The 21,321-nt window shown below is 72.5% G+C and carries 17 protein-coding genes, 2 pseudogenes and 1 riboswitch; of the genes and pseudogenes, 9 read left to right on the top strand and 10 right to left on the bottom strand.

From position 1 onward, the window contains the following. The first annotated feature begins 56 nt into the window (after positions 1-56). The 3 genes and pseudogenes from IG99_RS17765 to IG99_RS17755 form a co-directional block, all read left to right on the top strand. Positions 57-1,004, top strand: a complete 948-nt coding sequence (locus tag IG99_RS17765) for an LPXTG cell wall anchor domain-containing protein (RefSeq protein ID WP_037675054.1) — start codon at positions 57-59, stop codon at positions 1,002-1,004. A 150-nt stretch (positions 1,005-1,154) separates the two neighbouring features. Then, positions 1,155-1,343, top strand: a riboswitch (cobalamin riboswitch). Positions 1,344-1,371: 28 nt separating this feature from the next. Further along, complete coding sequence (gene nicT / locus IG99_RS17760; protein WP_199815541.1) at positions 1,372-2,466, top strand: Nickel transporter NicT; 1,095 nt, start codon at positions 1,372-1,374, stop codon at positions 2,464-2,466. A 158-nt stretch (positions 2,467-2,624) separates the two neighbouring features. Beyond that, positions 2,625-2,906, top strand: a pseudogene (locus IG99_RS17755) (IS630 family transposase); the annotation flags it as partial. Positions 2,907-2,928: 22 nt separating this feature from the next. On the opposite strand, the gene IG99_RS17750 reads toward IG99_RS17755, so the two are convergent. From IG99_RS17750 to thrS, 3 genes and pseudogenes are all read right to left on the bottom strand, one after another. After that, complete coding sequence (locus IG99_RS17750) at positions 2,929-3,468, bottom strand: GNAT family N-acetyltransferase (protein WP_037675213.1); 540 nt, start codon at positions 3,466-3,468, stop codon at positions 2,929-2,931. Positions 3,469-3,700: 232 nt separating this feature from the next. Continuing rightward, positions 3,701-4,654 (bottom strand): nucleoside hydrolase, encoded by a 954-nt coding sequence (locus IG99_RS17745; protein WP_037675052.1) that lies wholly within the window; start codon positions 4,652-4,654, stop codon positions 3,701-3,703. A gap of 63 nt (positions 4,655-4,717) precedes the next feature. Then, positions 4,718-6,007: pseudogene (gene thrS, locus IG99_RS17740) on the bottom strand (threonine--tRNA ligase); the annotation flags it as partial. Between the two features lie 275 nt (positions 6,008-6,282). On the opposite strand from thrS, the gene IG99_RS17735 reads away from it, so the two are divergent. Continuing rightward, positions 6,283-7,059 (top strand): hypothetical protein, encoded by a 777-nt coding sequence (locus IG99_RS17735; RefSeq protein WP_037675048.1) that lies wholly within the window; start codon positions 6,283-6,285, stop codon positions 7,057-7,059. Positions 7,060-7,106: 47 nt separating this feature from the next. On the opposite strand, the gene IG99_RS17730 is transcribed toward IG99_RS17735, so the two are convergent. Beyond that, positions 7,107-8,450 carry a helix-turn-helix domain-containing protein gene (locus IG99_RS17730; protein ID WP_037675046.1) on the bottom strand — a complete coding sequence of 448 codons (1,344 nt, stop codon included), beginning with the start codon at positions 8,448-8,450 and terminating at the stop codon, positions 7,107-7,109. A gap of 147 nt (positions 8,451-8,597) precedes the next feature. On the opposite strand from IG99_RS17730, the gene IG99_RS17725 reads away from it, so the two are divergent. Then, the gene (locus IG99_RS17725) at positions 8,598-8,807 is read left to right on the top strand and encodes a hypothetical protein (protein WP_037675043.1); all 210 of its coding nucleotides are present in this window, start codon (positions 8,598-8,600) and stop codon (positions 8,805-8,807) included. Between the two features lie 75 nt (positions 8,808-8,882). On the opposite strand, the gene IG99_RS17720 is transcribed toward IG99_RS17725, so the two are convergent. From IG99_RS17720 to IG99_RS17705, 4 genes are all read right to left on the bottom strand, one after another. Further along, the gene (locus tag IG99_RS17720; protein ID WP_037675041.1) at positions 8,883-10,247 is read right to left on the bottom strand and encodes an extracellular solute-binding protein; all 1,365 of its coding nucleotides are present in this window, start codon (positions 10,245-10,247) and stop codon (positions 8,883-8,885) included. Next, entirely contained in the window at positions 10,247-12,832 is a 2,586-nt protein-coding gene (locus IG99_RS17715) for a VWA domain-containing protein (RefSeq protein WP_037675038.1), read from the bottom strand. The genes IG99_RS17720 and IG99_RS17715 overlap by 1 nt, the downstream gene beginning before the upstream one ends. Positions 12,833-12,836: 4 nt before the next feature. Continuing rightward, a complete protein-coding gene (locus IG99_RS17710) occupies positions 12,837-13,181 on the bottom strand; it encodes an effector-associated constant component EACC1 (protein ID WP_037675036.1) in 345 nt (114 codons plus the stop codon). A gap of 79 nt (positions 13,182-13,260) precedes the next feature. Beyond that, positions 13,261-14,502, bottom strand: coding sequence for a hypothetical protein (locus IG99_RS17705; protein ID WP_037675033.1), 1,242 nt, complete (start codon positions 14,500-14,502; stop codon positions 13,261-13,263). A gap of 218 nt (positions 14,503-14,720) precedes the next feature. On the opposite strand from IG99_RS17705, the gene IG99_RS17700 reads away from it, so the two are divergent. Both IG99_RS17700 and IG99_RS17695 read left to right on the top strand, forming a co-directional pair. Then, on the top strand, positions 14,721-15,176 hold the full coding sequence (locus tag IG99_RS17700; RefSeq protein ID WP_037675032.1) for a hypothetical protein: 456 nt from the start codon (positions 14,721-14,723) through the stop codon (positions 15,174-15,176). Between the two features lie 284 nt (positions 15,177-15,460). Further along, entirely contained in the window at positions 15,461-16,369 is a 909-nt protein-coding gene (locus IG99_RS17695; protein ID WP_037675030.1) for a hypothetical protein, read from the top strand. Here IG99_RS17695 and IG99_RS17690 read toward each other — a convergent pair. Further along, positions 16,275-17,609 (bottom strand): aminotransferase-like domain-containing protein, encoded by a 1,335-nt coding sequence (locus IG99_RS17690; RefSeq protein WP_037675029.1) that lies wholly within the window; start codon positions 17,607-17,609, stop codon positions 16,275-16,277. The genes IG99_RS17695 and IG99_RS17690 overlap by 95 nt on opposite strands. An 86-nt stretch (positions 17,610-17,695) precedes the next feature. Here IG99_RS17690 and IG99_RS17685 point away from each other — a divergent pair, with 86 nt between their 5' ends. After that, positions 17,696-18,487 carry an alpha/beta fold hydrolase gene (locus tag IG99_RS17685; protein ID WP_037675028.1) on the top strand — a complete coding sequence of 264 codons (792 nt, stop codon included), beginning with the start codon at positions 17,696-17,698 and terminating at the stop codon, positions 18,485-18,487. 43 nt (positions 18,488-18,530) lie between these two features. Continuing rightward, positions 18,531-18,875: a hypothetical protein gene (locus tag IG99_RS17680; RefSeq protein WP_037675025.1), complete on the top strand. Its 345-nt coding sequence runs from the start codon at positions 18,531-18,533 to the stop codon at positions 18,873-18,875. Between the two features lie 211 nt (positions 18,876-19,086). Here the strand turns inward: IG99_RS17680 and IG99_RS17675 are convergent, their stop codons facing one another. Then, positions 19,087-21,198 carry a PhoX family protein gene (locus tag IG99_RS17675; RefSeq protein ID WP_037675024.1) on the bottom strand — a complete coding sequence of 704 codons (2,112 nt, stop codon included), beginning with the start codon at positions 21,196-21,198 and terminating at the stop codon, positions 19,087-19,089. Positions 21,199-21,321 lie beyond the last annotated feature (123 nt).

Genomic DNA, 21,321 nt, shown 5'->3' with positions numbered 1-21,321 from the left:
TAGCGCCGCGCTGCCCTCCGCCGTACCCGGGTTTCGCACGCCAAGATGGGATATGCATGTCCATAGCGAGACGTGTCACCATGCGCCGCCTGCTGGGGACGGGCGCCGCGTCGCTCGCCCTGTGCGCCGCCTCCGTCGCCGCGGCCTCCGGCGCCTGGGCCTCCGAGCCCGGCGGGGACGGCTGGAAGTCCGGCGGGGCGTACCAGCCGGGTACGGGAGCGGGCACGGAGACCGGCACGGACCGCTGCCAGTTCTCCCTGGATGGCGTCGGCTTCTTCGACTCGGTCAAGGTCGACGACCAGAACCTCAAGCCGACCGAGGACGGCAAGGTCCACATCAAGGTCCGCGCCGCCGGGGACGCGAGCACCTGCACCGCCTCCCTGTCCTCCTTCCTCGCCCACGGCGCGGACTTCCGCACCTCGGGTGAGCAGGTCTTCGTCGACTTCGACACGGTGACCGTCAAGCCCGGCCAGACCGACTCCCTCGACATCGCGGTGCCGGACGCGGGCTGCTACGCACAGGTCGACCTCTACCGGGGCGCCACGAAGTTCGACGGCAAGCTCGACGCGAAGGACGGCTTCGAGCACGGGGAGCTGCCCAAGGGCCCCGACCGCCCGGTGATCAAGGACAAGCTGATCGCGGCCTGGAACGGCGGCAAGACGGACTGCACGACCGTCGAGACCCCGCCCGCGTCCACCCCGCCCGCCTCCACGCCTCCCTCAACCCCGGCGACGCCCCCGGCGTCGGAGCCGGCCACCCCGCCCGCCCAGAGCGAGCCCCCCGCCGACACCCCGAGCCCCTCCGAGCCGGCCTCCACCCCCACCCCGAGCACCTCCGCATCCACCACTCCTCCGGCCCCGGCCCCGCACGGCGGCGGCGGTGACCTGGCGGAGACGGGCGCCAACAGCAACACCGGCATGATCGCCGCGGGCGCGGGCGCCCTGCTGGTCGGCGGCGCGGCGATCGTCATCACGACGCGCAGGCGCAAGGCGACGCGTTCGTAGATCTCGTAGATCTCGTAGATCTCGTACGTTCTGACGCACCGGGGCGGGTGGTGGAGAGGTCGGCCACCACCCGCCTCGTCCTCGTGTGCGCTGTATGTGATCTTCCCTACCTGCGCAGGTACGCGGCTATGCAGGAGCCCCCGCGTCCCCCTACCGTGGGCGGGCCGTGGTGTTCGGGAAGTCGGTGTGAAGCCGACGCGGCCCTCGCCACTGTGATCGGGGAGTTCCCGTCCCGCGTCCCGTCAGGGACAGCCACTGGCCGCCGCGAGGTGGTTGGGAAGGCAGGGCCGGGCGCGTGCACCCGCAAGCCAGGAGACCGGCCACGGCATCTCACGAACTGATCCACGAGGTGCTGGAGCGTGACCGCATGACCGACCCTGCCGACCTGCGCGCGACCTTCCGCTGGCGGCGCGAGGACACCGTACGGACGGCGGTGCTGATGGCGGTCATCGCCGCCCTGCACGTCGTCGCCTTCGGCATCCTCTTCCTGCTCGTCGTGCCCGGCCACTACGAGGTCGGCGACAAGGCCTTCGGCATCGGCCTCGGCATCACCGCCTACACCCTCGGCATGCGTCACGCCTTCGACGCCGACCACATCGCCGCGATCGACAACACCACCCGCAAGCTGATGGCCGACGGCAAGCGGCCGGTGTCGGTGGGCTTCTGGTTCGCGCTCGGCCACTCCAGCGTGGTCGTCCTGCTCGCCCTGCTGATCGCGGGCGGCACCCAGCTGGCCGGCCGGGTCATGAACGAGGGCTCCAGCACCCACCAGGTCCTCGGCTTCCTCGGTACGACGATCTCCGGCACGTTCCTCTACCTCATCGCCGCCCTCAACCTCGTTGCCCTGGTGGGCATCCTGCGGGTCTTCCGGGCGATGCGGGCGGGGTCGTACGACGAGAGGGAGCTCGAACAGCACCTGGACTCGCGGGGCTTCATGAACCGCGTCCTCGGCCGCCTCACCAAGTCCATCTCCCGCCCCGGCCAGATGTACCCGCTCGGCTTCCTCTTCGGCCTCGGCTTCGACACCGCGACCGAGGTCACGCTGATGGTGATGGCCGGTTCGGGCGCGGCGGCGGGCCTGCCCTGGTACGCGATCCTGTGCCTGCCGCTGCTCTTCGCCGCCGGCATGAGCCTGTTCGACACCCTCGACGGCACGTTCATGAACTTCGCCTACCAGTGGGCCTTCTCCAACCCCGTCCGCAAGGTCTTCTACAACCTCACCATCACCGGGCTGTCCATCGCCGTCGCCTTCTTCATCGGCACCATCGAACTGGTCGGCGTCCTCCACGAGAAGCTCGACCTGCGCGACGACGTCACCACCTGGATAGCCGACCTCGACCTCGACAACGTCGGCTACGTCATCGTCGGCCTGTTCGTGGTGGTGTGGGCGGCGGCGGTCGCGTACTGGAAGCTCGCGAAGGTCGAGCAGAGGTGGGCGGTACGGCCCGCCGACACTCGCTAGTGCTCTGACCGGGAAGGTTGGCCGGTTGGTGGTTCCGGCGGTTGGATGTCCGGAGACGTCTGTGCGACTGCTGGGGGTGTGGGGTGGCTGAGCCTGTCCCTCTGCGCAGGCTGACTGACCAGGAGGGGCGGAAGCTGCAGCAGATCGTGCGCCGGAGCTGGGCGAAGAAGAACCGCGTCGAGCCGTGCTTCACCCCGACCTACGCCTCCTGGGCCAACCCGATCGAAGCCCATTTCGGGCCACTGCGGCAGTTCACGATCGCCAACTCCAACCACCGCAACCACAGCGTGCAGACCCGGGCCCTGCACGCCTACCTGCGCTGGCGCAACCCCAACGCCCGCCACCCTGACGTCCTCGCGGCGCAGCGTCGCGAACGCGCCCGCATCCGCAGCGAGAAGGGCATCCGCTGGGACGGACGCCCTCCACCCGCCGCAGCCTGACGAAACGACCGAGCCGAGAGCGTCAGACCCTCACACCACGCGCGATTCGGTACAGCACGTTCGGACGCAGTGGCCCTTCGGGCGCGGTGGGGTCGTCGAAGTCGTCAGCCGGGTCGCGGGTCATGCCGACCCGACGCATCACTGCTTGGGAACGGAGGTTGGTAGCAGTCGTCACTGCGAGGATCTCGGGGAGTTCAAGCGTTTTGAAGCCAAAGGCCAGGCCGGCCAGGGCGGCCTCGGTGGCGTAACCCTGGCCCCAGGCCGAGCGAGCGAGCCTCCAACCGATCTCCACCCCCCCGAACGGCATGCCATCATCCACCTGGTCCAAGCCCGCGAAGCCGATGAACTCGCCCGTGGCCTGCAACTGAACTGCCCACCATCCGTAGCCTCGCTGGTCGAACTCAGCCTGGAACTGCGCCACGGAGGCATCGCTCTGTTCACGGGTGAGCAGGTCGCCCAAGTGCTCCCGAACCTCGGGATCAGCGTTCATCGCCGCCCACGGTTCAAGGTCGGAGTCTTGCCATCGACGGAGCACGAGGCGATCGGTACGCAGTTCAGCCATGCTGCCCAGCCAAGGTGAGAGCTGCCCGCAAGGCAATCCATTTTCTTCGGGACTGCTGCCGCCGCTCAAAGGAGATTGCACGGCTGGCTCCAAGGCTGACGAAGCGACCACCGACCCGGCGAACCTTCCCGGTCAGAGCACCAGCTACGGCAGAACGGCCGTCGGCATCGCCCGAATCCGGCGTGCCGGTTAGGACTACACCCCTAAGGGGCGTAGTCCTAACCTCGCGGGCCTACTCCACCGCCGTCAGCCACAGCTTCACGTACCGCTCCACGTCCACGCCGAGCGCCACGTCCAGCAGGGGCTGTTCGCGGGTGCCGTGGTGTATCTCGGCCTCGCCGGGGCGGGGGCGGCGGTCGACGACGGTCTGGCCGCGGGTGGGTCCGGGTGCGAGGGAGACCTCGACCGGGAGGAGCTCGGTGGTGATCCCCTCCGGGTCCACGACCGCGCAGACCGCGCCCGCGTCACCGAGGCCGCCGCCGGGGTCCTGCTCGTCGGTGACCGGGCCGCGGTGGGCGAGCAGTTCGCCGGCCAGGCGGGTCCCGGGCTCCGAGCTCGCGCGCAGCCGCCGTACGTCCGGCCCCGGGACGACGACCCGCTGGAACACGTCCAGCCCGTACATCGTGATCGGCACGCCGGCGGTCAGCAGGATCGCGGCGGCCTCCGGGTCGTGCCAGACGTTGAACTCGGCGACGGGCGTGGCGTTCCCGGTGGCCACCGCGCCGCCCATGAACACGATCCGCTCGATGTTGCGCACCACCTCCGGGTGCGTGCGCAGCAACAGCGCGATGTTGGTCAGGGGGGCGGTGGGGATCAGCGTGACCGGGTGCGGGGAGGCGAGGATCTCGCGGCGCAGCAGCGTCACCGCGTCCATGTCGGCCGACGTGCGGGCCGGCGCGGGCAGGCCGAGGTCGCCCATGCCGTCCTGGCCGTGCACGGGAGCCCTGCGGACGGACTCGATCAGCGGGCGCTCGGCGCCCCGGGCGACGGGGATGTCCGGGGCGCCCGCCTGCTCCAGGACGGTGAGGGTGTTGCGGACGACCCCGTCGACGTCGGTGTTCCCCGCCACGCAGGTCACCGCCCGCAGGTCGAGGCCCGGGTGGCGGATCGCGAACAGCAGGGCAAGGGCGTCGTCGATACCGGTGTCGCAGTCGATGATCACCGGTAGGGGCCGGTCGGTGGTCACGGCGAGGGCTCCTTCCACCCGGGGCGCGCACGAAGCGTCGGTCCGTTACGGACCCTACGCGGATCAAGCGGATTCCCACAGGCCGGTACCGCGCGCCCGGACCCGCTCCCCGATCCGCCGCACCAGCTCCGCGCCGGACAGCGCCCCGATCCGCCGCCCGTCCCGCAGCCGTACGGCCACCAGGTCGCCGTCGGCCTCCCGCTCCCCGATCACCGCCTGGTACGGCACCAGCCGGGCGGCCCGGACGCGGGCGCCCAGGGTGCCGTCCTCAGGGCCGTGGAGGCGTGCCCGCAGGCCGTGTTCGACGGCCCGTCGGACCACCTCCTCCGCCCGCTCCACCTGCGCCTGAGCCACCGGCAGCACGGCCAGCTGCTCGGGGGCGAGCCAGACCGGGAAGGCGCCGCCGTGCTCCTCGATGAGGTGGGCGACCGCGCGCTCCACGCTGCCGATGACGCTGCGGTGCACCATGACGGGCCGGTGTTTGGCGCCGTCGGCGCCGATGTAGTGCAGGTCGAAGCGTTCGGGCTGGTGGAAGTCGATCTGGACGGTGGACAGGGTGGCCTCGCGGCCGGCCCGGTCCTCGATCTGCACGTCGATCTTCGGGCCGTAGAAGGCGGCCTCCCCCTCGGCCTCCTCGTAGGCGATGCCGGAGCCGTCCAGGACCTCCCTGAGCAGTGCGGTGGCCCGGCTCCACAGAGCGGGGTCGGCGACGTACTTGCCGCCCTCGCCCGGCAGCGAGAGGCGGTGGCGGGACGCGCGGATGCCGAGGTCGGCGTAGGCGCGACCGATCAGTTCCAGGGCGGCGCGGGCCTCGTCGACGGCCTGGTCGAGGGTGCAGAAGATGTGGGCGTCGTTGAGCTGGATGGACCGTACGCGGGTCAGACCGCCGAGGACACCGGACAGCTCCGAGCGGTACATGCCGCCCAGCTCGGCCAGCCTCAGTGGCAGTTCGCGGTAGCTGTGGGAGCGGGAGCGGTAGATGAGGGCGTGGTGGGGGCAGAGGCTGGGCCTGAGCACGACCTGTTCCGCTCCCAGCTCCATGGGCGGGAACATGTCGTCGCTGTAGTGGTCCCAGTGCCCCGAGGTCTCGTACAGCTCGCGCTTGCCGAGGACCGGCGAGTACACGTGCCGGTACCCGGCGGCGCGTTCGGCGTCCCGTACGTACTCCTCCAGGGTGTGCCGTACGACGGCTCCGTCGGGCAGCCAGTACGGCAGGCCCGCGCCCATCAGGGGGTCGGTGTCGAACAGTTCGAGTTCACGGCCGAGTCGGCGGTGGTCCCGCATGGCAGGCTCCTTCACTGAAGGGGCGAAGGGCCGGAGGGACGACGAAGCCCCGGGGCACTCGCCCCGGGGCTTCGGACTGGATCAGGTGTCAGCGCGCCGGGACAGGGTCCGGCGTCGTCGTGAGGGACGGGTACGGAGACTGGGAGGGAGGACAGGCACGCTGCATGCGGGTGACCGTAGCAAGGGGGCGGGGAGGGCGCGACGGGTTTTCGGCGCCGGTTTCCCCACCCGGGCTCAGGTGCCTCACCCGGACGGACCGCCGCGCTGGTCGGTTGCCGGAGGCGGTGGTGCCGTGGAAGGGCCAACCGATCTTGGCGGTTGCCCTTTCCCCAGGAGGCTCCCGGATGTCGTGTCCCCCGGCCCGTGCCGTCGTCATGTCCTCGGCGCTCGCGCTCACCGCTCTGCTGACCGTGACCGCGTGTTCCGCCGACGGGTCCGGCGCGGCGGCCGCGGCCTCCCCCCGCGCCGGGCGGCCCTCCGCCGCCTCGCCCTCGCCCGCGGGCGCGCCCGCGCTCACCGCCGCGCAGGCGCAGGCCGCGCTGGTCACGGCGGGCGATCTGGGGGAGCCCTGGACTCCCACCCAGGGCGCGGCGACCTGGCGGGACGGGCTGCTCAAGGCGTCGGCGGACGTCCCCGACTGCGGGCGGCTGCTGGACGCGCTGTACGCCGAGGAACTGTTCGGGCCGACCGAGCGGATCCTGGCGGTCTCCGGTCTCGACGACGACTGGTACCAGGCCCAGCTGCATTACCAGGTCATCACCCAGGCCCCCGCGGAGGTGGACCGCACACTGGCCTGGCTGCGGACACTGCCGCGGACGTGTGCCGAGTTCCGGGCGAAGGCCGCCGGGGGCCGCGTGCAGTCCGGCACGGTCGAGGAGGCAGGCCTGCCGGACGTGGGCGACGCCCGGCAGGCCCTGCGCGTGACCCTGGGCAGCGAGACACCGGACGGCGACTACACCGAGCTCACCGTGTACATCGCCGCGGTCCGCGTCGGCGACGACACGATCACCGTCACCAACGGCGGCGTCGGCGAGGTCTACGAGTCCGTCACCCGGGCGGCCGTCGAGATCGGCGCGGCGCGCGTGGCGGAGGTACGCAGACAGGGGCGGAAGCAGGTGTGAACGCCCCGGGAAGTGGTCTCTGCCCGTACCGCCGAAACGCCCCGGGGTCAGAGGGGCGGCTGGGCGGGGGCCGGGCCCAGGGTCGTCGTGCCCGGGGCCGTGCGGTGGCCGAGGCCGGTGCGGTAGGCGTCCAGGGCCGCCTCCACGCGGCCGGTACGGCGCAGCAGGTCACCGAGCAGGCGACACAGGTCCGCGAGGTCCCCGGCGGCCCCGGCGCGCTCCAGGAGGCTGAGGGCGCGGACGTAGTGCTCCTCGGCGGCCTCGGTGTCCCGGGCGTCCTCGGCGATGATGCCGAGCAGGCGGTGGGCGGCGGCGGAGTGCAGGGCGCCGCGCTCGGGGCTGAGGTCGCTCAGTACCCCGTGCAGCAGTTCCGCGGCCTCCTCGGACTTGCCGCGGCGATGCAGGACGTCGGCCAGTTCGACGGCGACCTGACTGCTGTAGAGGACGGCGCGCCTGGCCGAGAGCATGGTGAGAGCGACCCGCAGCTCGCTCTCGGAGCGGTCGAGTTCGCCGTTCTGCGCGTACACGTACCCGCGCATCCAGTGGCAGTTGGCCAGCTCGGTACGGATCTGGAGCTGCCGGTACAGCTCGGCTGCCTTGGCGAGCGAGGCGTCGGCCTCGGCGACCCGGCCCTCCGCGAGGAGCGTACGGGCGACGGAGCGGTGCATACGGGCGACCAGCGCGGGCTCGGCGACCTGGGGCGCGAGGGCGAGGGCGAACTCGGCGGCCTGGGCGGCGCGGGCGTGGGCGCCCATGTCCATGTAGGGACCGATGACCGAGGCGTACAGCAGCAGCAGCGCGTCGGGGTCGTGCAGCCCGCCGCGGTTCAGCTCGTCGAGGGTGGACTCCAGCAGGTAGACCGCGTACCGGAGTTCACCGGCGAGGTAGTGCGCGACGGCCCGCCCGCGCAGGGCCGGGACGCGTACCGGCAGGGGTGCGTCGGCGAGACAGGCCTCCGCCCGCTCGAAGTACACCCGGGCCGCCTCCAGCTCGCCCAGCTCGATCACGCACTCCCCGAGCCCGAGCAGCGCGGTGGCCTGCTCGTCGACGAGCCTGTGCGTCTCCGCCTCGGTGAGCAGCTCGGCGTACCGCTCGGCGGCCTCCTCGGTCTCTCCGGTGGCGAGGGTGCGCTGCGCCTCGGTGAGCCGCAGCCGAAGGTCGGTGACGAGACGGGCGGAGCGGCCGGTGGCCAACTCCTCGAACTCGACGCCGAGTCGTCCGGCGAGGTGCTTGAGCGCCGCGTCGGAGGGCCGTACCCGACCCGCCTCCAGGGTGGAGACGTAGGCGGGGGTGTACGTCGGCTCGGCCAACTGGCGCTGGGTGAGCCCGCGTTCGACGCGCAGCCGCTGAACCCGCCGCCCGATGACCTCGGGACCGTCTCGCTCGACCACGCTTCGGCTCCCCAACTCCCATGGGCCCTCTTGCCGTTGACCTACGGCAACCCCTAGGTTAATCGGCGGATTAACCGTGCTTAACACATTGCTGTAATTACCTGATCCGCTCCACCGCCCACCCCCCACCGTCGTTGCGAGGTTGCCGTGCACGAAGGCATATCCACCCGCTACGAAAGCCCCTCCGACCTCGTCGGCTCCCGGCTCCGCCCGAGCGGCGCGGCCCCCGTGGCCCGTGCCGTCGCCGCGGCCGTCATCGCCGTGACGGCCCTGCTCACCGCCGCCGGCGTCGGCCCGGCCGGCGCGGGCGAGGACCCCCCGGCCGCACCGACCGCACAGCACGTCCAGGGGAAGTGACCGGCACCTCCCCGGCCCGCTGACCGCTCGGTCGGCCGCTCGGTCGGCCGCTCGGTCGGCCGCTCGGTCGCCCGCTCAGTCGGGCAGCGCCCTGCGCAGGGCGGCGTCCAGGCGGCCGGCCAGTTCCGCGTCGGTCGGCGGCGCCTCGCCGAACAGTGCGCTCAGCTCGGTGGTGAAGGTCTGGGTGAAGGCGCCGTAGAGAGGGGTGCGCGGGCGGGAGACCGCCTGCTTCAGGGCCCTGAGCAGGACGGGGGCCGCGTAGTTCGGGCGTCCCGCCTCGTCCCGCGGCATGCGGTCGGCGCTCTCGCCCGTCGGGGAGGCGGCCGGCGTCGCGGCCGAGCCACGGGCGTTCGTGCACCGCACGTCCCCCGTGTAGACCGAGGTGCGGGTCGCGGCGAACCCGGCGTCCAGGAGGCAGCGCTCGCTGTCCGCGTTGGTGAGGAACCCGATCAGGTCGGCCGCGCCCGCAGACCGCTCCGACGTCCGGGTCACCGCCAGGTTCTGACCGCCGAGCACCGCCCGCCCGGGCAGCGGAACCACCCCGAGCTGCTCCTCGGTGAACGTCTGGTGCAGGTCGCGGTAGGCGTACGGCCAGTGGCGCAGGAACGCCGTACGGCCGTCGGCGAAGTCACCGAGGGAGGTCGCCTCATCGGAGCGGAAGGCGTCGTCGAGGGTGTACGACGTGTCGGTGCGGGCGCGCAGTTCGGCGACACCGTCGGTCAGCTCCTGGATGTCGGCCTTGTAGTGACCGTCGGCGTCGGTGAGCGCGAAGTCCGGCGTGGCCGACGCGAACGCCTCGATCGCGTTGACCGTGAGGCCCTCGTACGACGCCAGCTGACTCGTCCAGCCCTCCTCGTAACCCTTGGGCTCCTCGCGGTCCAGGGAGTTGATCAGCTCCCGCAGCTCCTGCCAGGTGGTGCCCGCGCTGAGGTCGGTGCGGCCCAGCGCGTCGAGGTAGTCGCGGCGGTAGTAGAGCAGCCCGACATCGCTGTTGAACGGCACCGCGTACACCTTGCCGTCCCAGCGGGCCGTGCGCGCCACCGATGGGATCACGTCTTCGTCGACCGCCTTGTCGGCCAGCGGCCGGATCAGGCCCGCGTCGGCGAACTCCGGCACCCACGTCACGTCCAGGTTGACCACGTCGTACCGTGCGCTGCCCGACTGGAGGGCGCCGAGCAGCTGGCTGCGCTGTTCGTCGGCGGAGCCGGGGAGTTCGACCAGCCGGGCGTAGTAGCCGGTGCCCGCCTTGTCCTGCTCGCGGTTCCAGGCGTCGATGAGCTGCTGGCGGATACCGTTCTTGCCGGTCACGTCCCGGCCGCTGGCCACCACGATCTCCCCCGGCCCGGCGGCCGCGGTCGGCGGGGCCTCCTGGCCGGCCGAGCCGCCCGTGCAGGCGGTGACCGCGAGGAGCAACAGGGCGAGCAGCATGCGCCGTGCCATCAGTCCTCCCCCGTTCCCGCGCGGGCGACCTCGTCGTGCAGGCCGGCGCCGAGGTCGTCGCTCGCGTCCAGGCAGCGACCGCCGCTCGCCTCGGCGATCCGGGCGTCGGGGCGGCCCCGGTCGCAGGCGCCGACTTCCAGGGACACCATGACCACCGGCACTTTCGTCTCCCTGGCCTTCTCCAGCACCTGGTCGAGGTTCCGGCCGGTCAGCCGGGTGTTGTCCTCGTCGTCGGTGAGGAAGACGATCAGCCGCGGTCCGTCGTCGTCGTTGCCGCGTCCCGCCATGTCGGTGAACGCGGCGAGCAGCGCCGCGGGCGGGTCGGCCTCGGCGTCGCGCACCTTCGTCCGCCGTGGGTCGAGGATCCTTTCGGCGACGACACGCTGGTGCTTGCCGAACCCGAGCAGGAGGCCATGGCGGGCACCGGACGTGCCGGACACCGTCCACATGCCGTACTGGTCCTGGTCGCCGAGCCCGCCGAGCGACTGTTTCAGGATGCCGGGGCCACCGCTCGGCCCCTCCCAGTAGTCGCTCATCGAGCCCGAGTTGTCGAGGAGGTAGAGGACCCGGCCCGGGCCGCTGGCACCCCGGTAGCGCGTGAGCGTCGTGTCCATCGCCGTCCGCTCGGCGGCCGGGACCGGCGGACCGGGGTCGCGCAGGACGCCGGTGCCTGCGTGGTCCGGGTCGAGCAGGGGGCGATCGCCGTCCGCGGACCGGAAACCGGCGTCCCGGAAGACCGCGAGGCCGCCGTCCTCGTCGGTCAGCCACCGGTGGAAACGGTTCACCGCGTCCTCGCGCGCCTCGGCGTCCAGATCGGCACCCTTCCAGCGGACCGGCACGAACGTCGGCGTCAGGCCCGGCACGTCGGAGGGGTAGGCGGCCAGGCGCGGGGTCCGGGTCGCCCGGTGGCAGGCGACCCCGCTCTTCAGCAGGAACTCCGGGGCGAGCACCGCGGTGCGCTGGTCCGCGCGGGAGTCCTCGGGCAGCGCGCACAACAGATCGGAGGCCGTGGGGGCCGGCGCACCGGGCGCGAGCCGCCGCTCGGCCGCACCCGCGCCGGCGCTGCCGGCCGCGTCGCCCTTGCCGCCGTACAGGCCCAGCGTCGCCAGCAGGGCCGCGGTCGTGAACTCCGGGTCGGGGCGGCGCACCTCGGCGTTCGCGTCCTGCCGGTGCAGATCGTCCAACAGCCGGGTGAGGGAGCGGCCCTTGCGCTCCTCCACCGACCCGGCCAGGTCCCGGGGGACGGCCAGCACGACCGGGGAGTAGGCGAAGGGCCCGCCGAACGACTCCAGTTCGGCGAAGGAGCGGCCCTCCCGGCCGCGGACGACCCGGGTGACGTCCGCGGCCGAGGCCGGGATCCACACGTCGGGCTGCGGACCGACGTCCCGCTGCGGGTTGTCGTCCTCCACGACCGGTTCCTGCCAGGCGTCGGTGTCCTTCCGCAGCGCACCGACCGCGTCGGCGGCACCCGCGTCGTAGACGGTCAGGCCGCTGCGACGGCAGCCGTCGCCGGTGGTGTTCGCCTCCGAGGTCATGTACGCGTCGGCGGCCGCCCGGACGGTGGACTTCAGGTCGGGGTCGGTGAGCACACGCAGTTCGAGGGCCGGGACGCAGTCGACGTCGTCGCCGTGGCTGATGAGGGCGTAACCGAGGCCGGAGGCGGCGAGGACGAGTACGGCGCTCACGGCGGCCCGCGTCACGGGGCGTCCACGGTAGAGCCGGCGGCGGGCGGTGGTGCGCACGCCGTCGCGGCGGAGCCGGGTAAGCGCCACGAAGCGTTTCTTGAAGCGGAGCCAGTTCCTCTTCCTCGGGCGCGGGTTCTGGAACACGGCCACGTCCCGCGCTCCCAGCAGGACGTCCGTGTTCCCCTCGCGTGCCTCCTGCGGCTCCTGCGGATCGCCGAGTCTGGTCTTGTACCCCGCCACTCTCATGCGTTCCGACACGGCGGCGAACAGCTCCTGGAAGAAGACCTCCCGGCTCTGACCGAGGACGGGGAGGAGTTCCCGGGTGAAGGGAGTCGGCACCTCGCCGTCACCGCCGTGGATGAGCCGGTTGGCCTGCACGCTCATCAGCACCCGGATCTTGTCCCGGTCGCCGAAGTCCCGCCATATCCCGGCCGCGTTACCCGCGTAGCAGCAGTCGAGTATCACCACGATCTGCTTCGCGTGGCTCCCCGCGAGTTCGGTCAGGACGCTGGAGAACATCGCCGCGCCGGGGAACACCGCCCGACCGCCGGCGACCACCCGTGCGTTGCGCATCTGGAGGAAGAGTTCGTTGCCCGCGCTGGGAACGGCGCCGTGTCCGGCGAAGTAGAGCAGCAGCAGGCCCTTGGCCTCTTGGGCGACGAGACGCAGGGCCTCGCTGAACTCGTCGAGGGAGGGGGAGTGAGAGACGGTGATCTCGCCGTCGTCGAACACTCCGCCACCGCTCAGGGCCACCTTCAGCCGGTTCACGTTGTGCTCGACGCCGGGCAGGTTGCCGGCCACGCCATCAGGTTTCTTCTTGCTTCTGATGTGGTCGTACCTGCTGACGCCGACGAGCAGCGCCCGGTTGTCGTGATCTCGGCGCGAGTCGAAGCGGCTCACCTGGCTACCTCTCGTCGAGGTCCACCGGCTCGACGCGTACCCGCGGCGGTTCCCCGCTCTCCACCTCTCGGCGGTTGTCCCGCCATGCCCGGACCGCCCTGATGATCTGATCGAGCAGCCTGTCCACCACGACGGTGGTGCCCGAGCCGGCCACCACCAGCCAGAGCTCCATCCCGACACCCATGTGCCCGTCGGGCACGTCCCCTCGGGGCCGCTCGATGACGCGCACGTTCTCCTGGAGCGTTTCGCGCTCGAGCCATTCCTTGAGCGCGCTGACGTCGATTCTGCTCGCACTTTCGTCCAGCCGGACGCGGATGCCTTGGTCGGCCACACCTTCCCCCTCAGCCATATCCACCATCATGCACCGGGCGGCCCGGCGGAAGGGAGAGGTCGGACAGCAACGCCCCTTTCGGTACGGCGCGTTCCGGTCAGCCCTGCGTCTGCAACTGGCGCAGATGCGTCCGTACGTTCTCCAGGGCGCCCTCGTGCCGGCCCGGCACGCGCCCGCGCAACTCCGCCAGTGCCGGGCCGAGTTCACGGGCGCTGGCCGCGTCACCGATGCGGCCCCACTGGTGGTGGGCACGGTCCGCGGCCGCTTCCACGGCAGGCGTGTCCGGTGCCTGCCCGGCGGCCAGCCGCGCGCCGGCCACCTTGAGCCAGGCGCGGCAACTGCGTTCCGCGTCCCCCGCGAACATCGCCAGATCGGCCCGTACCTCGCTCCAGTGCAGGGCCTCCTCCGAGGCGGGCCCGTGCTCGCGTACGGCGTCCTGCTCATGGCGCGCGGCAAGCGCGTCGGCGTCCATGTGCCGCCCGTCCTGAACGGCGGTCGCGATGTCGACGTGGGGATCGCTGTCCGTGTCGGGGGCTTGAACCGGGAGCGGGGCGGTGTCCGCCTGTGCGTTGAGGCCCGCGCCCGGCACCGGCACCGGCACAGGGGCCGCCGTTCTCGGCTGCGGGAGCGGCTGCGGGAGCGGCTGAGGGACCGACTGAGGCGGCGTGGTGGGCCGTCGTGGGGTCCCTCCCGCCGGGCCGAGGGGGCGGGCCGCGGGCATCCCGAAGAGTTCCAGGCCGCCCTCCCCCGCGGTCAGCCGCAGCCACGCCTGCTGGTGCAGTTGCTCCTCCGGCGGGCGCCAGCCGCTGCGCAGGATCGTCGCCACGGCCTTCATGTACGCCGGGGCCGCGACCCTGCGCCGGGACGGGGGCGGGGCGAGGCGGCCGTGGACGCGGACGCCGGGGCCGCAGTCCAAGGGATGGGCGCGCAGGTGGTCCCAGGTCTCCTGGTCGGCGTGGAGGTCGGCGTAGACGGTGGTGGAGCCGGGCTGTCTGAGGCGCAGCTCCTCGCGGAACCAGTGCCAGGGGAAGGCCGTGTAGCGCACGGTGGACGGGGTGGTGCGGGCCAGCGCGAGGTGGGGCAAGCGCTGGCGGCGGTCGAGGTGGAGCTGGCCGGTGACGAAGACGGTCAGCGGGCCGGGGGCGGTCGCCGCCGCGCGAAGGCGGGTGAGGACGGCCTGCGGTTCCAGCGGGTCGGCGAGTTCCACGACGTTCGCGGTGTCCGTGCCGGCCAGTATGGCGGGCGGGACCGCGGCGAGGACGGGGAGCACGGAGGCCGCGTCCACCAGACACCCCTTGCCCACCGGCGAGGCCGCGAGCAGCAGCACGGTTCCGGGCATCGTCCCCCCTGTCACCGGTTCATCGTGTCGATCAGGTACCTCAGCACCGTAACCGCTGCGGCGCAAAGGTGGGCCTCAGGCCTGCAAACGTCCCTGTACGGGGCCTTCGGAAGGGGCCCGGTGGCGCTTGTCCGGGATTTGTACGGCGACCGACTTGTCTGGCGTTCGCCCGGGGTGTGCCCTGGAAGGCAGGGGCGGCGAGAGAGAGGAGCGCTCTCATGGCTCACGCGGCACCCGTGTCAGGAGTGCGCCGGTCCGAGCTGACGGCCGGCCGGACCAGGGCACCCGACCTCTTCAGCGAGCGCACGCACCGGGCCGCGGCCTGGGCGACACCCGTCGTGCTCGGGCTGGTCTACGGCTACTGGGCCGCCGCCAACCGGCGTGGCGGCGGCGCCATCACCGGCTGGAACATCCTGTTCGGCTTCGTGACGGCGGCCGTGTTCGCGGTGCTCTACATCGTCGTACGGGACCTGGCCCCCCGGATGCGGCGCGAACTGCACGCGCTGTCCTGGGCCGTGTTCACCGGCGTCGCGTTCGGCTTCCTGTACAGCCAGACCGGCTACAGCGTCCTGCGGTCCTGCGCCGTCGCGGCGGTGATCGGGGCGGGCGTGGGCGTCTGCCAGTTCTACCGCTACTACTCGCGGGAGGACGCCGAGGGCCACCGCATCCACTGAGGTCCGCGGCTTCACTTCGTCCCGCGCCGCACGCGTGGGCCCCGGCTCAGTGACCGGGGCCCGCGTTCCCTCATCCCTCCACTCACCCGTTCGGGTAAGGGTCCAAGTCCCCCAACTCCAGGAAACACCCGTTCGGGTGATCGCTCCACCGGAGACCCGAAACCCCAGGTCCGCGCCCCGTTTCACGCCCCGCTCGCGCTCTTCTCACGCCCCCTCTCCCCGCCTGACACCCGAGTGGCCGCGCCCCGCTCGCGCCCCCGCCTTCCAGGTCCTTGTCTGGAAAGGTGTCCCGACGCCTCAGGACCGCTCTGTCGGCCACCCTGATCGCCCTGTCGTGCCTGCTCGTGCCGTTCGGCGCACTGGCGGCCTGGGTGTCGTACGGCCTCGCGGACACCGGCCGGTACGTCACCACGATGGCGCCGCTCGCCACCGACCCGGCCGTGCGGAACGCGGTCGCGGACACGGTCGGCGACGGCATCCTGCGCGAGGTCGAGGTCGGCCCCCCACAGCGGCGCACGGTCGCCCCGTTCGTGCACGACGCGGTCCACTCGTTCACGCAGACGCGGGCCTTCCGGACGGTGTGGGACGCGGGCAACCGGGCCACGCACGACGCCGTCATGGACGCGCTGCGCGACGACGACGCCCGGTCCGTCACCGTCGACCTCGCCCCCGTCACCCTCCAGGTCAAGCGTCAACTCGCCGACGACCACATGCCGCTCGCGAGCCGGATCCCGGTCGAGCACACCGTGGTCGCGCTGCTGGAGGACGAGGACCTGGCCCCGCTCCGGAAGGGGTACCACGTGCTCGTCCTCGCCGGTTTCTGGCTTCCCGTCGCGGCCGTCGTCTTCGCCGTCACCGGCATCGCGGTCGCCGCCCGCCGCAGACGCGCGGTCCTCGCCACCGCGCTGGGCACGGCCCTCGGCGGCGCGTTCCTCGCCCTCGCCGTCGCCATCGGCCGCAGCCTCACCCTGGCCGACCTGCCCGAGGACCTGCGCCGCCCGGCCGGAGGCGCGGTCTACGACGCCCTGACCGCGACCCTGCGCACGGTCTCCTGGCTGCTGGTCGCCCTCGGTCTGACAGTCGCTCTGGTCGCCTGGTTCACAGGCCCCCACGGGCCCCTCGCACGACGTCGGCGAGCGTCCGCAGCGCTTGCTCCAACTCCTCCTCCGGCGCCGACGCGAGCCCGAGCCTGACGGCGTCCGGGGTGCGGCGGGGGTCGACGGTGAAGGCGGTGCCGGGAGTGACGGCGATGCCGTGCGCGGCGGCCGCGGCGGTGAAGGTGTCCGCACGCCACGGCGCCGGCAGCTCCCACCAGGCGTAGTAGGCCCGCGGATCGGCCCGTACGGCGAAGGCGCCGAGGTGCCGGGCGAGGATCCGCTGCCGGCGCGCCGCGTCCGTCCGCTTGGCCGCCACCAGCCGCCGTACGGTCCCGTCCTCGATCCACCGCACGGCCGCCTCCAGCGCGAACCGCCCCGCGCTCCAGCCCCCCGACCGCAGCGCGCTCGCCACCGCGTCGGCCCGGTGCGGCGGTACGACGAGGAAGCCGACGGTGAGTCCGGGCGCGACCCGCTTCGACAGCCCGTCGACGACGTGGACGAGGCCGGGGGCGTGGGCGGCGAGCGGGGTGTCCTCCGTGTGCAGGAAGGACCAGATGCGGTCCTCCACGACCGGGAGGCCCAGCTCGGTCACCGCCCGCGCGAGCTGTCGCCGCCGCTCCCCGGTCGTCGTCAGCGAGGTCGGGTTGTGCAGCGTCGGCTGGACGTAGAGGGCGGACAGGGGCGCGGTGCGGTGGGCGGCGGCGAGGGCGTCCGGGCAGAGTCCCTCCGCGTCGCTCGCCAGCGGCACGAGGACGATCCCCAGCCGGGCCGCGATCTGCTTGACCAGCGGATACGTCAGCTCCTCGACCCCGACCCGGCCGCCCGGCCGGACCAGCGAGGCGAGGGCCGCGGCGATCGCCTGCCGGGCGTTGCCCGCGAAGAGCAGCTGCGCGGGCTCCGGATGCCAGCCGGGCGCGGAGAGGAGGCCCGCGGCCGCTTCCCGCGCGGCCGCCGTGCCGTCGGCGGCCGCCGGACGCAGCGCCTCCCCGAGCGCGGCGGGGCGCAGGAGGTGTGCGAGGGCGGGGGTGAGCAGCTCCGACTGGCCGGGCGCGGCGGGGTAGTTGAGCTCCATGTCGACCGGCGGGGCCGTGGCCCGCTCGATGAGCGCCCGCCCCGTCGGCACGGCGGGCGCGGCCCGTACGAAGGTGCCCCGACCGACCTCGCCGACGACCAGCCCGCGCCGCACGAGTTCGCCGTACACCCGCCCCGCCGTCGACCCCGCGATCCCGCGCCTGCGTGCGAACACCCGCTGCGGCGGCAGCCGTTGGCCGGGCCTGAGCCGGCCGACGGCGATGTCGTCGGCGATGCGGTCGGCGATGCGCCGGTAGTCGTCCACGAGGCTCCCCTCTGCGCTGTCGGCTGATTGCACCGAGGGCAAAGATCTTATTGCACCGAGGAGTTGGGCGGCTCTAGGGTCGACACATGACCCCCTTCCTCGCATACGAGGACAAGGGCGCGGATAGCTCTCTTATTCCCCTTGTTCTCGTCCACGGCCACCCCTTCGACCACACGATGTGGAACCCCCAGATCGAGGCGTTCCACGGCGAGAGACGCGTGATCGCCCCCGACCTGCGCGGCTACGGCGCGTCCCCCGTCGTCCCCGGCATCGCCCTCCTCTCCGACTTCACCCAGGACATCGCCGCACTCCTGGACGACCTGGGGGTGGAGACCTTCGTGCTCGCCGGCCTGTCGATGGGCGGCCAGATCGCCATGGACTGCTACTGGCAGTTCGGCGACCGCGTCCGCGGCCTGCTCCTCGCCGACACCTTCCCGGCGCCGGAGACCCCCGAGGGCAAGGCGGCCCGCAACGCCATGGCGGACCGGCTGCTGCGCGAGGGCATGCGCGGATACGCCGACGAGGTCCTGGAGAAGATGGTCGCCCCCTACGCCGATCCGGCCGTCAAGGCCCACGTCCACCGCATGATGACCGCCACGCCCGCCGAGGGCGCCGCCGCGGCCCTGCGCGGCCGCGCCGAGCGCCCCGACTACCGCGGCCTGCTCAGCAGGGTCACCGTCCCCGCCCTGGTCGTCGTCGGCGCGGACGACGAGTTCACCCCGGTCTCCGACGCCGAGGCCATGCACGCCGCCCTGCCCGACTCCGAACTGCGCGTCATCGACGGCTCGGCCCACATGCCGAACCTGGAGCGCCCGGAGGATTTCAACGAGGTGCTGAGGGCTTTTCTGAAGCGCGTGGACAGCGGGCCCCGGCCGTAATCTCCTCGCCGTCGGCCGCCCGGCGCCGATACCGTCGCTCACCATGCGCGAGACGACGACCCTGTGGCGCCCCACGGGCCCCGAGGAGCTGGCCCTGGTCGAGGCCTCCGGCTGGACGGCCTGGCCCCCGCGCCTGCCCGAGCAGCCGATCTTCTACCCGGTCCTGAACGAGGACTACGCCGTCCGCATCGCCCGCGACTGGAACGTCCCCGCCTCCGGCTCCGGCTACGTCACCCGCTTCGAGGTGGACACCGAGTTCGTCGAGCGCTACCCCGTGCGCCAGGCCGGCGGTGAGACGATCCTGGAGCTGTGGGTGCCGGCGGAGGAGCTCGACGAGTTCAACGCGCACATCGTGGGACGGATCGAGGTCGTACGGGAGTTCCACTGATGTGCGGCGCACCGGGAGTGCCACTGATGTGCGGCGCACCGGCGGGCGGCTCGCAGCCCGGTGCGCCGGACCGACGCCGGCCGGGGTGAGTGTGGTGGTCGGCTGCCGGCCGTCGAGCCGAGGCATCGGACGGACCGGCAGCCCTCCCGATGCCTCTCAGACGTCCCTCAGACGTCCCTCCGACGTCCCTCCGACGTCCCTCCGACGCCCCTCAGACGCCGATGTCCTCCCCGTCCGCACGCCACACGGCCACCACCGCCGGGCGGACGATCTTCCCGGGCCCGTCCGGCCAGGCGCTCGCGGGCTTCTCCACGGACGCCCCGTTGATTTCGCCCGGGTGCTGTACGGAGACGAGGACCCGCCGGTCCTGGACGACCGGCCCGCAGGTCTCCGCACCGATCGGCATGGTCAGGAACTGCTTCAGCTCACCACGCCGCGGCCCCTTGGTGGCGACGCCGAAGAGCCCGTCGTGCGAACCGAGCTGGTTGCCGTCGGTGGAGATCCACAGGTTGCCGTACGGGTCGAAGGCCACGTTGTCCGGGCACGAGATCGGGCTGACGTCGTCCTTCGGGAAGCCCGCGAAATAGGTGGCCGGGTCCTCCGGGTCACCCGCGACGAGGAACAGCGTCCAGGCGAACTTCCGGCTGTCGGCCCGGTTCCGGCGCTCGGTGAGCTCCAGGACGTGCCCGTGCTTGTTGGCGTTGCGCGGATTGGCCTCGTCGGCCGGGGCGTTCGTACCGACACCGCGGTTGGAGTTGTTGGTGAGGGCGACGTAGACCTTGCCGGTGTGCGGGTTGGGCTCGATGTCCTCGGGGCGGTCCATCCTGGTGGCGCCGACCTTGTCCCCGGCGAGCCGGGTGAAGACGAACACCTCCTCGGCGCTCATCCCGTCCACGTGCGAGACGGCACCGTCGGCGGTGGCGGTGGCCAGCGGGATCCACTCACCGCTCCCGTCGAACTCGCCGTCCGCCGGGAGCTTGCCGGTCCCGTCGATCTCGATGGCGGGCGAGTCGCCGGTGAGCCGGGCGACGTAGAGCGTGCCCTCGTCGAGCAGCGACAGGTTGTGCTCACGCGCGGCGCGGGAGGTGCCGTGCTTGACGCGCTTGCTGCCGACGAACTTGTAGAAGTAGTCGAACCGCTCGTCGTCGCCGGAGTACACCACCGGCCGCCCGTCGTCGGTGAGCCGCACGGTCGCGCCCTCGTGCTTGAACCGCCCGAGCGCGGTGTGCTTGCGGGGCGTGGAGGCCGGATCGTACGGATCGAACTCCACCACATACCCGAACCGGTGCGGCTCGTTGGGCTCCTGGGCCACGTCGAACCGCTTGTCGAACCGCTCCCACTTGCGCTCGCTGGCCCCGGTGCCGATGCCGTACCGCTTGTCCGTGGCCCGGCCCGCGTTGGCGAAGTACTGGTTGAAGTTCTCCTCGCCGTGCAGCGTGGTGCCCCACGGGGTGGTTCCTCCGGAGCAGTTGTTGAGGGTGCCCAGGACCTTGGTACCGGTCGGGTCGGCGGAGGTCCGCAGCAGCTCGGACCCGGCGGCGGGCCCGGTGAGCCGGAACTCGGTGGTGGCGGTGACGCGCCGGTTCAGCGGATGCCGGGGCACGGCGACGAGCCGCCCGGTCCGCCGGTCGCCTTCGACGACGACGGCGGAGAGTCCGTGAGCGGCCCAGGCGACCTCGACCTGCTCCCGGGTGGGATTGGCGGCGTCGTAGCCGCGGAACATGAGCACTTCGTCGGTGTACTCGTGGTTGGCGACGAGAATCTGCCGCTGCCGCTCGCCGGGAAGGGGCAGCAGGGCGAGGAAGTCGTTGTTGTACCCGAACTGCCCGGCCTGGGCGGCCGCGGTCTGCCTCTCCGGATCGAACGCGGGCGCACCCCGCAGGATGGGCTCACCCCACCGCACGACGACGTTCTGCCGGTAGCCGTCCGGGACGGTCACGGCGTCGGCGGTGTTGGGGGCGACGGGGCTGAAGCGGAGGCCACGGGCGGGGCGGCGGGAGAGCTTGGCGGCGGGCGTGGTGGCGGGCGTGGTGGCCTCGTGGGCCCGGGTGGCGGCGGCCGCGGACTGAGCCCCCGCGACCCCGCCCACACCCGCCGCTGCCGCCGCGGTGACGACGGCGGCGGCACGCATCACCCTCCGACGACTGAGGGCACCGGCGATGACGTCGCCGACGTAGGGATTGGCGGTGGGGTTGGGCACCTCATGAAAACAGGCATCGCCACACCGGAACCGGCAGGTCAGGGCGGACCGCCCGCCGGGATGCGGGGCGGAGTGGGCCGATGAGGCCGATGACGTACTGATGATCGACAGTGGAATGCGCACTTTGCTCTCCCCTTGCTTCCCCTTGAATCTCGCATGACGGACGCTAGGCGGCACAACTGCGCGGAAGCGGGACAGGCCGGTGAACAAGGGGTGAACCCGAGGCATCCGTACGGAAGTTGACGG

Origin of the sequence: Streptomyces griseus subsp. griseus (assembly GCF_000720255.1) — a bacterium.
Classification (GTDB): Bacteria; Actinomycetota; Actinomycetes; order Streptomycetales; family Streptomycetaceae; genus Streptomyces; species Streptomyces griseus_I.
The sequence above is the reverse complement of the archived record's forward strand: the minus strand, read 5'-3'. Positions and strand labels throughout refer to the sequence as shown.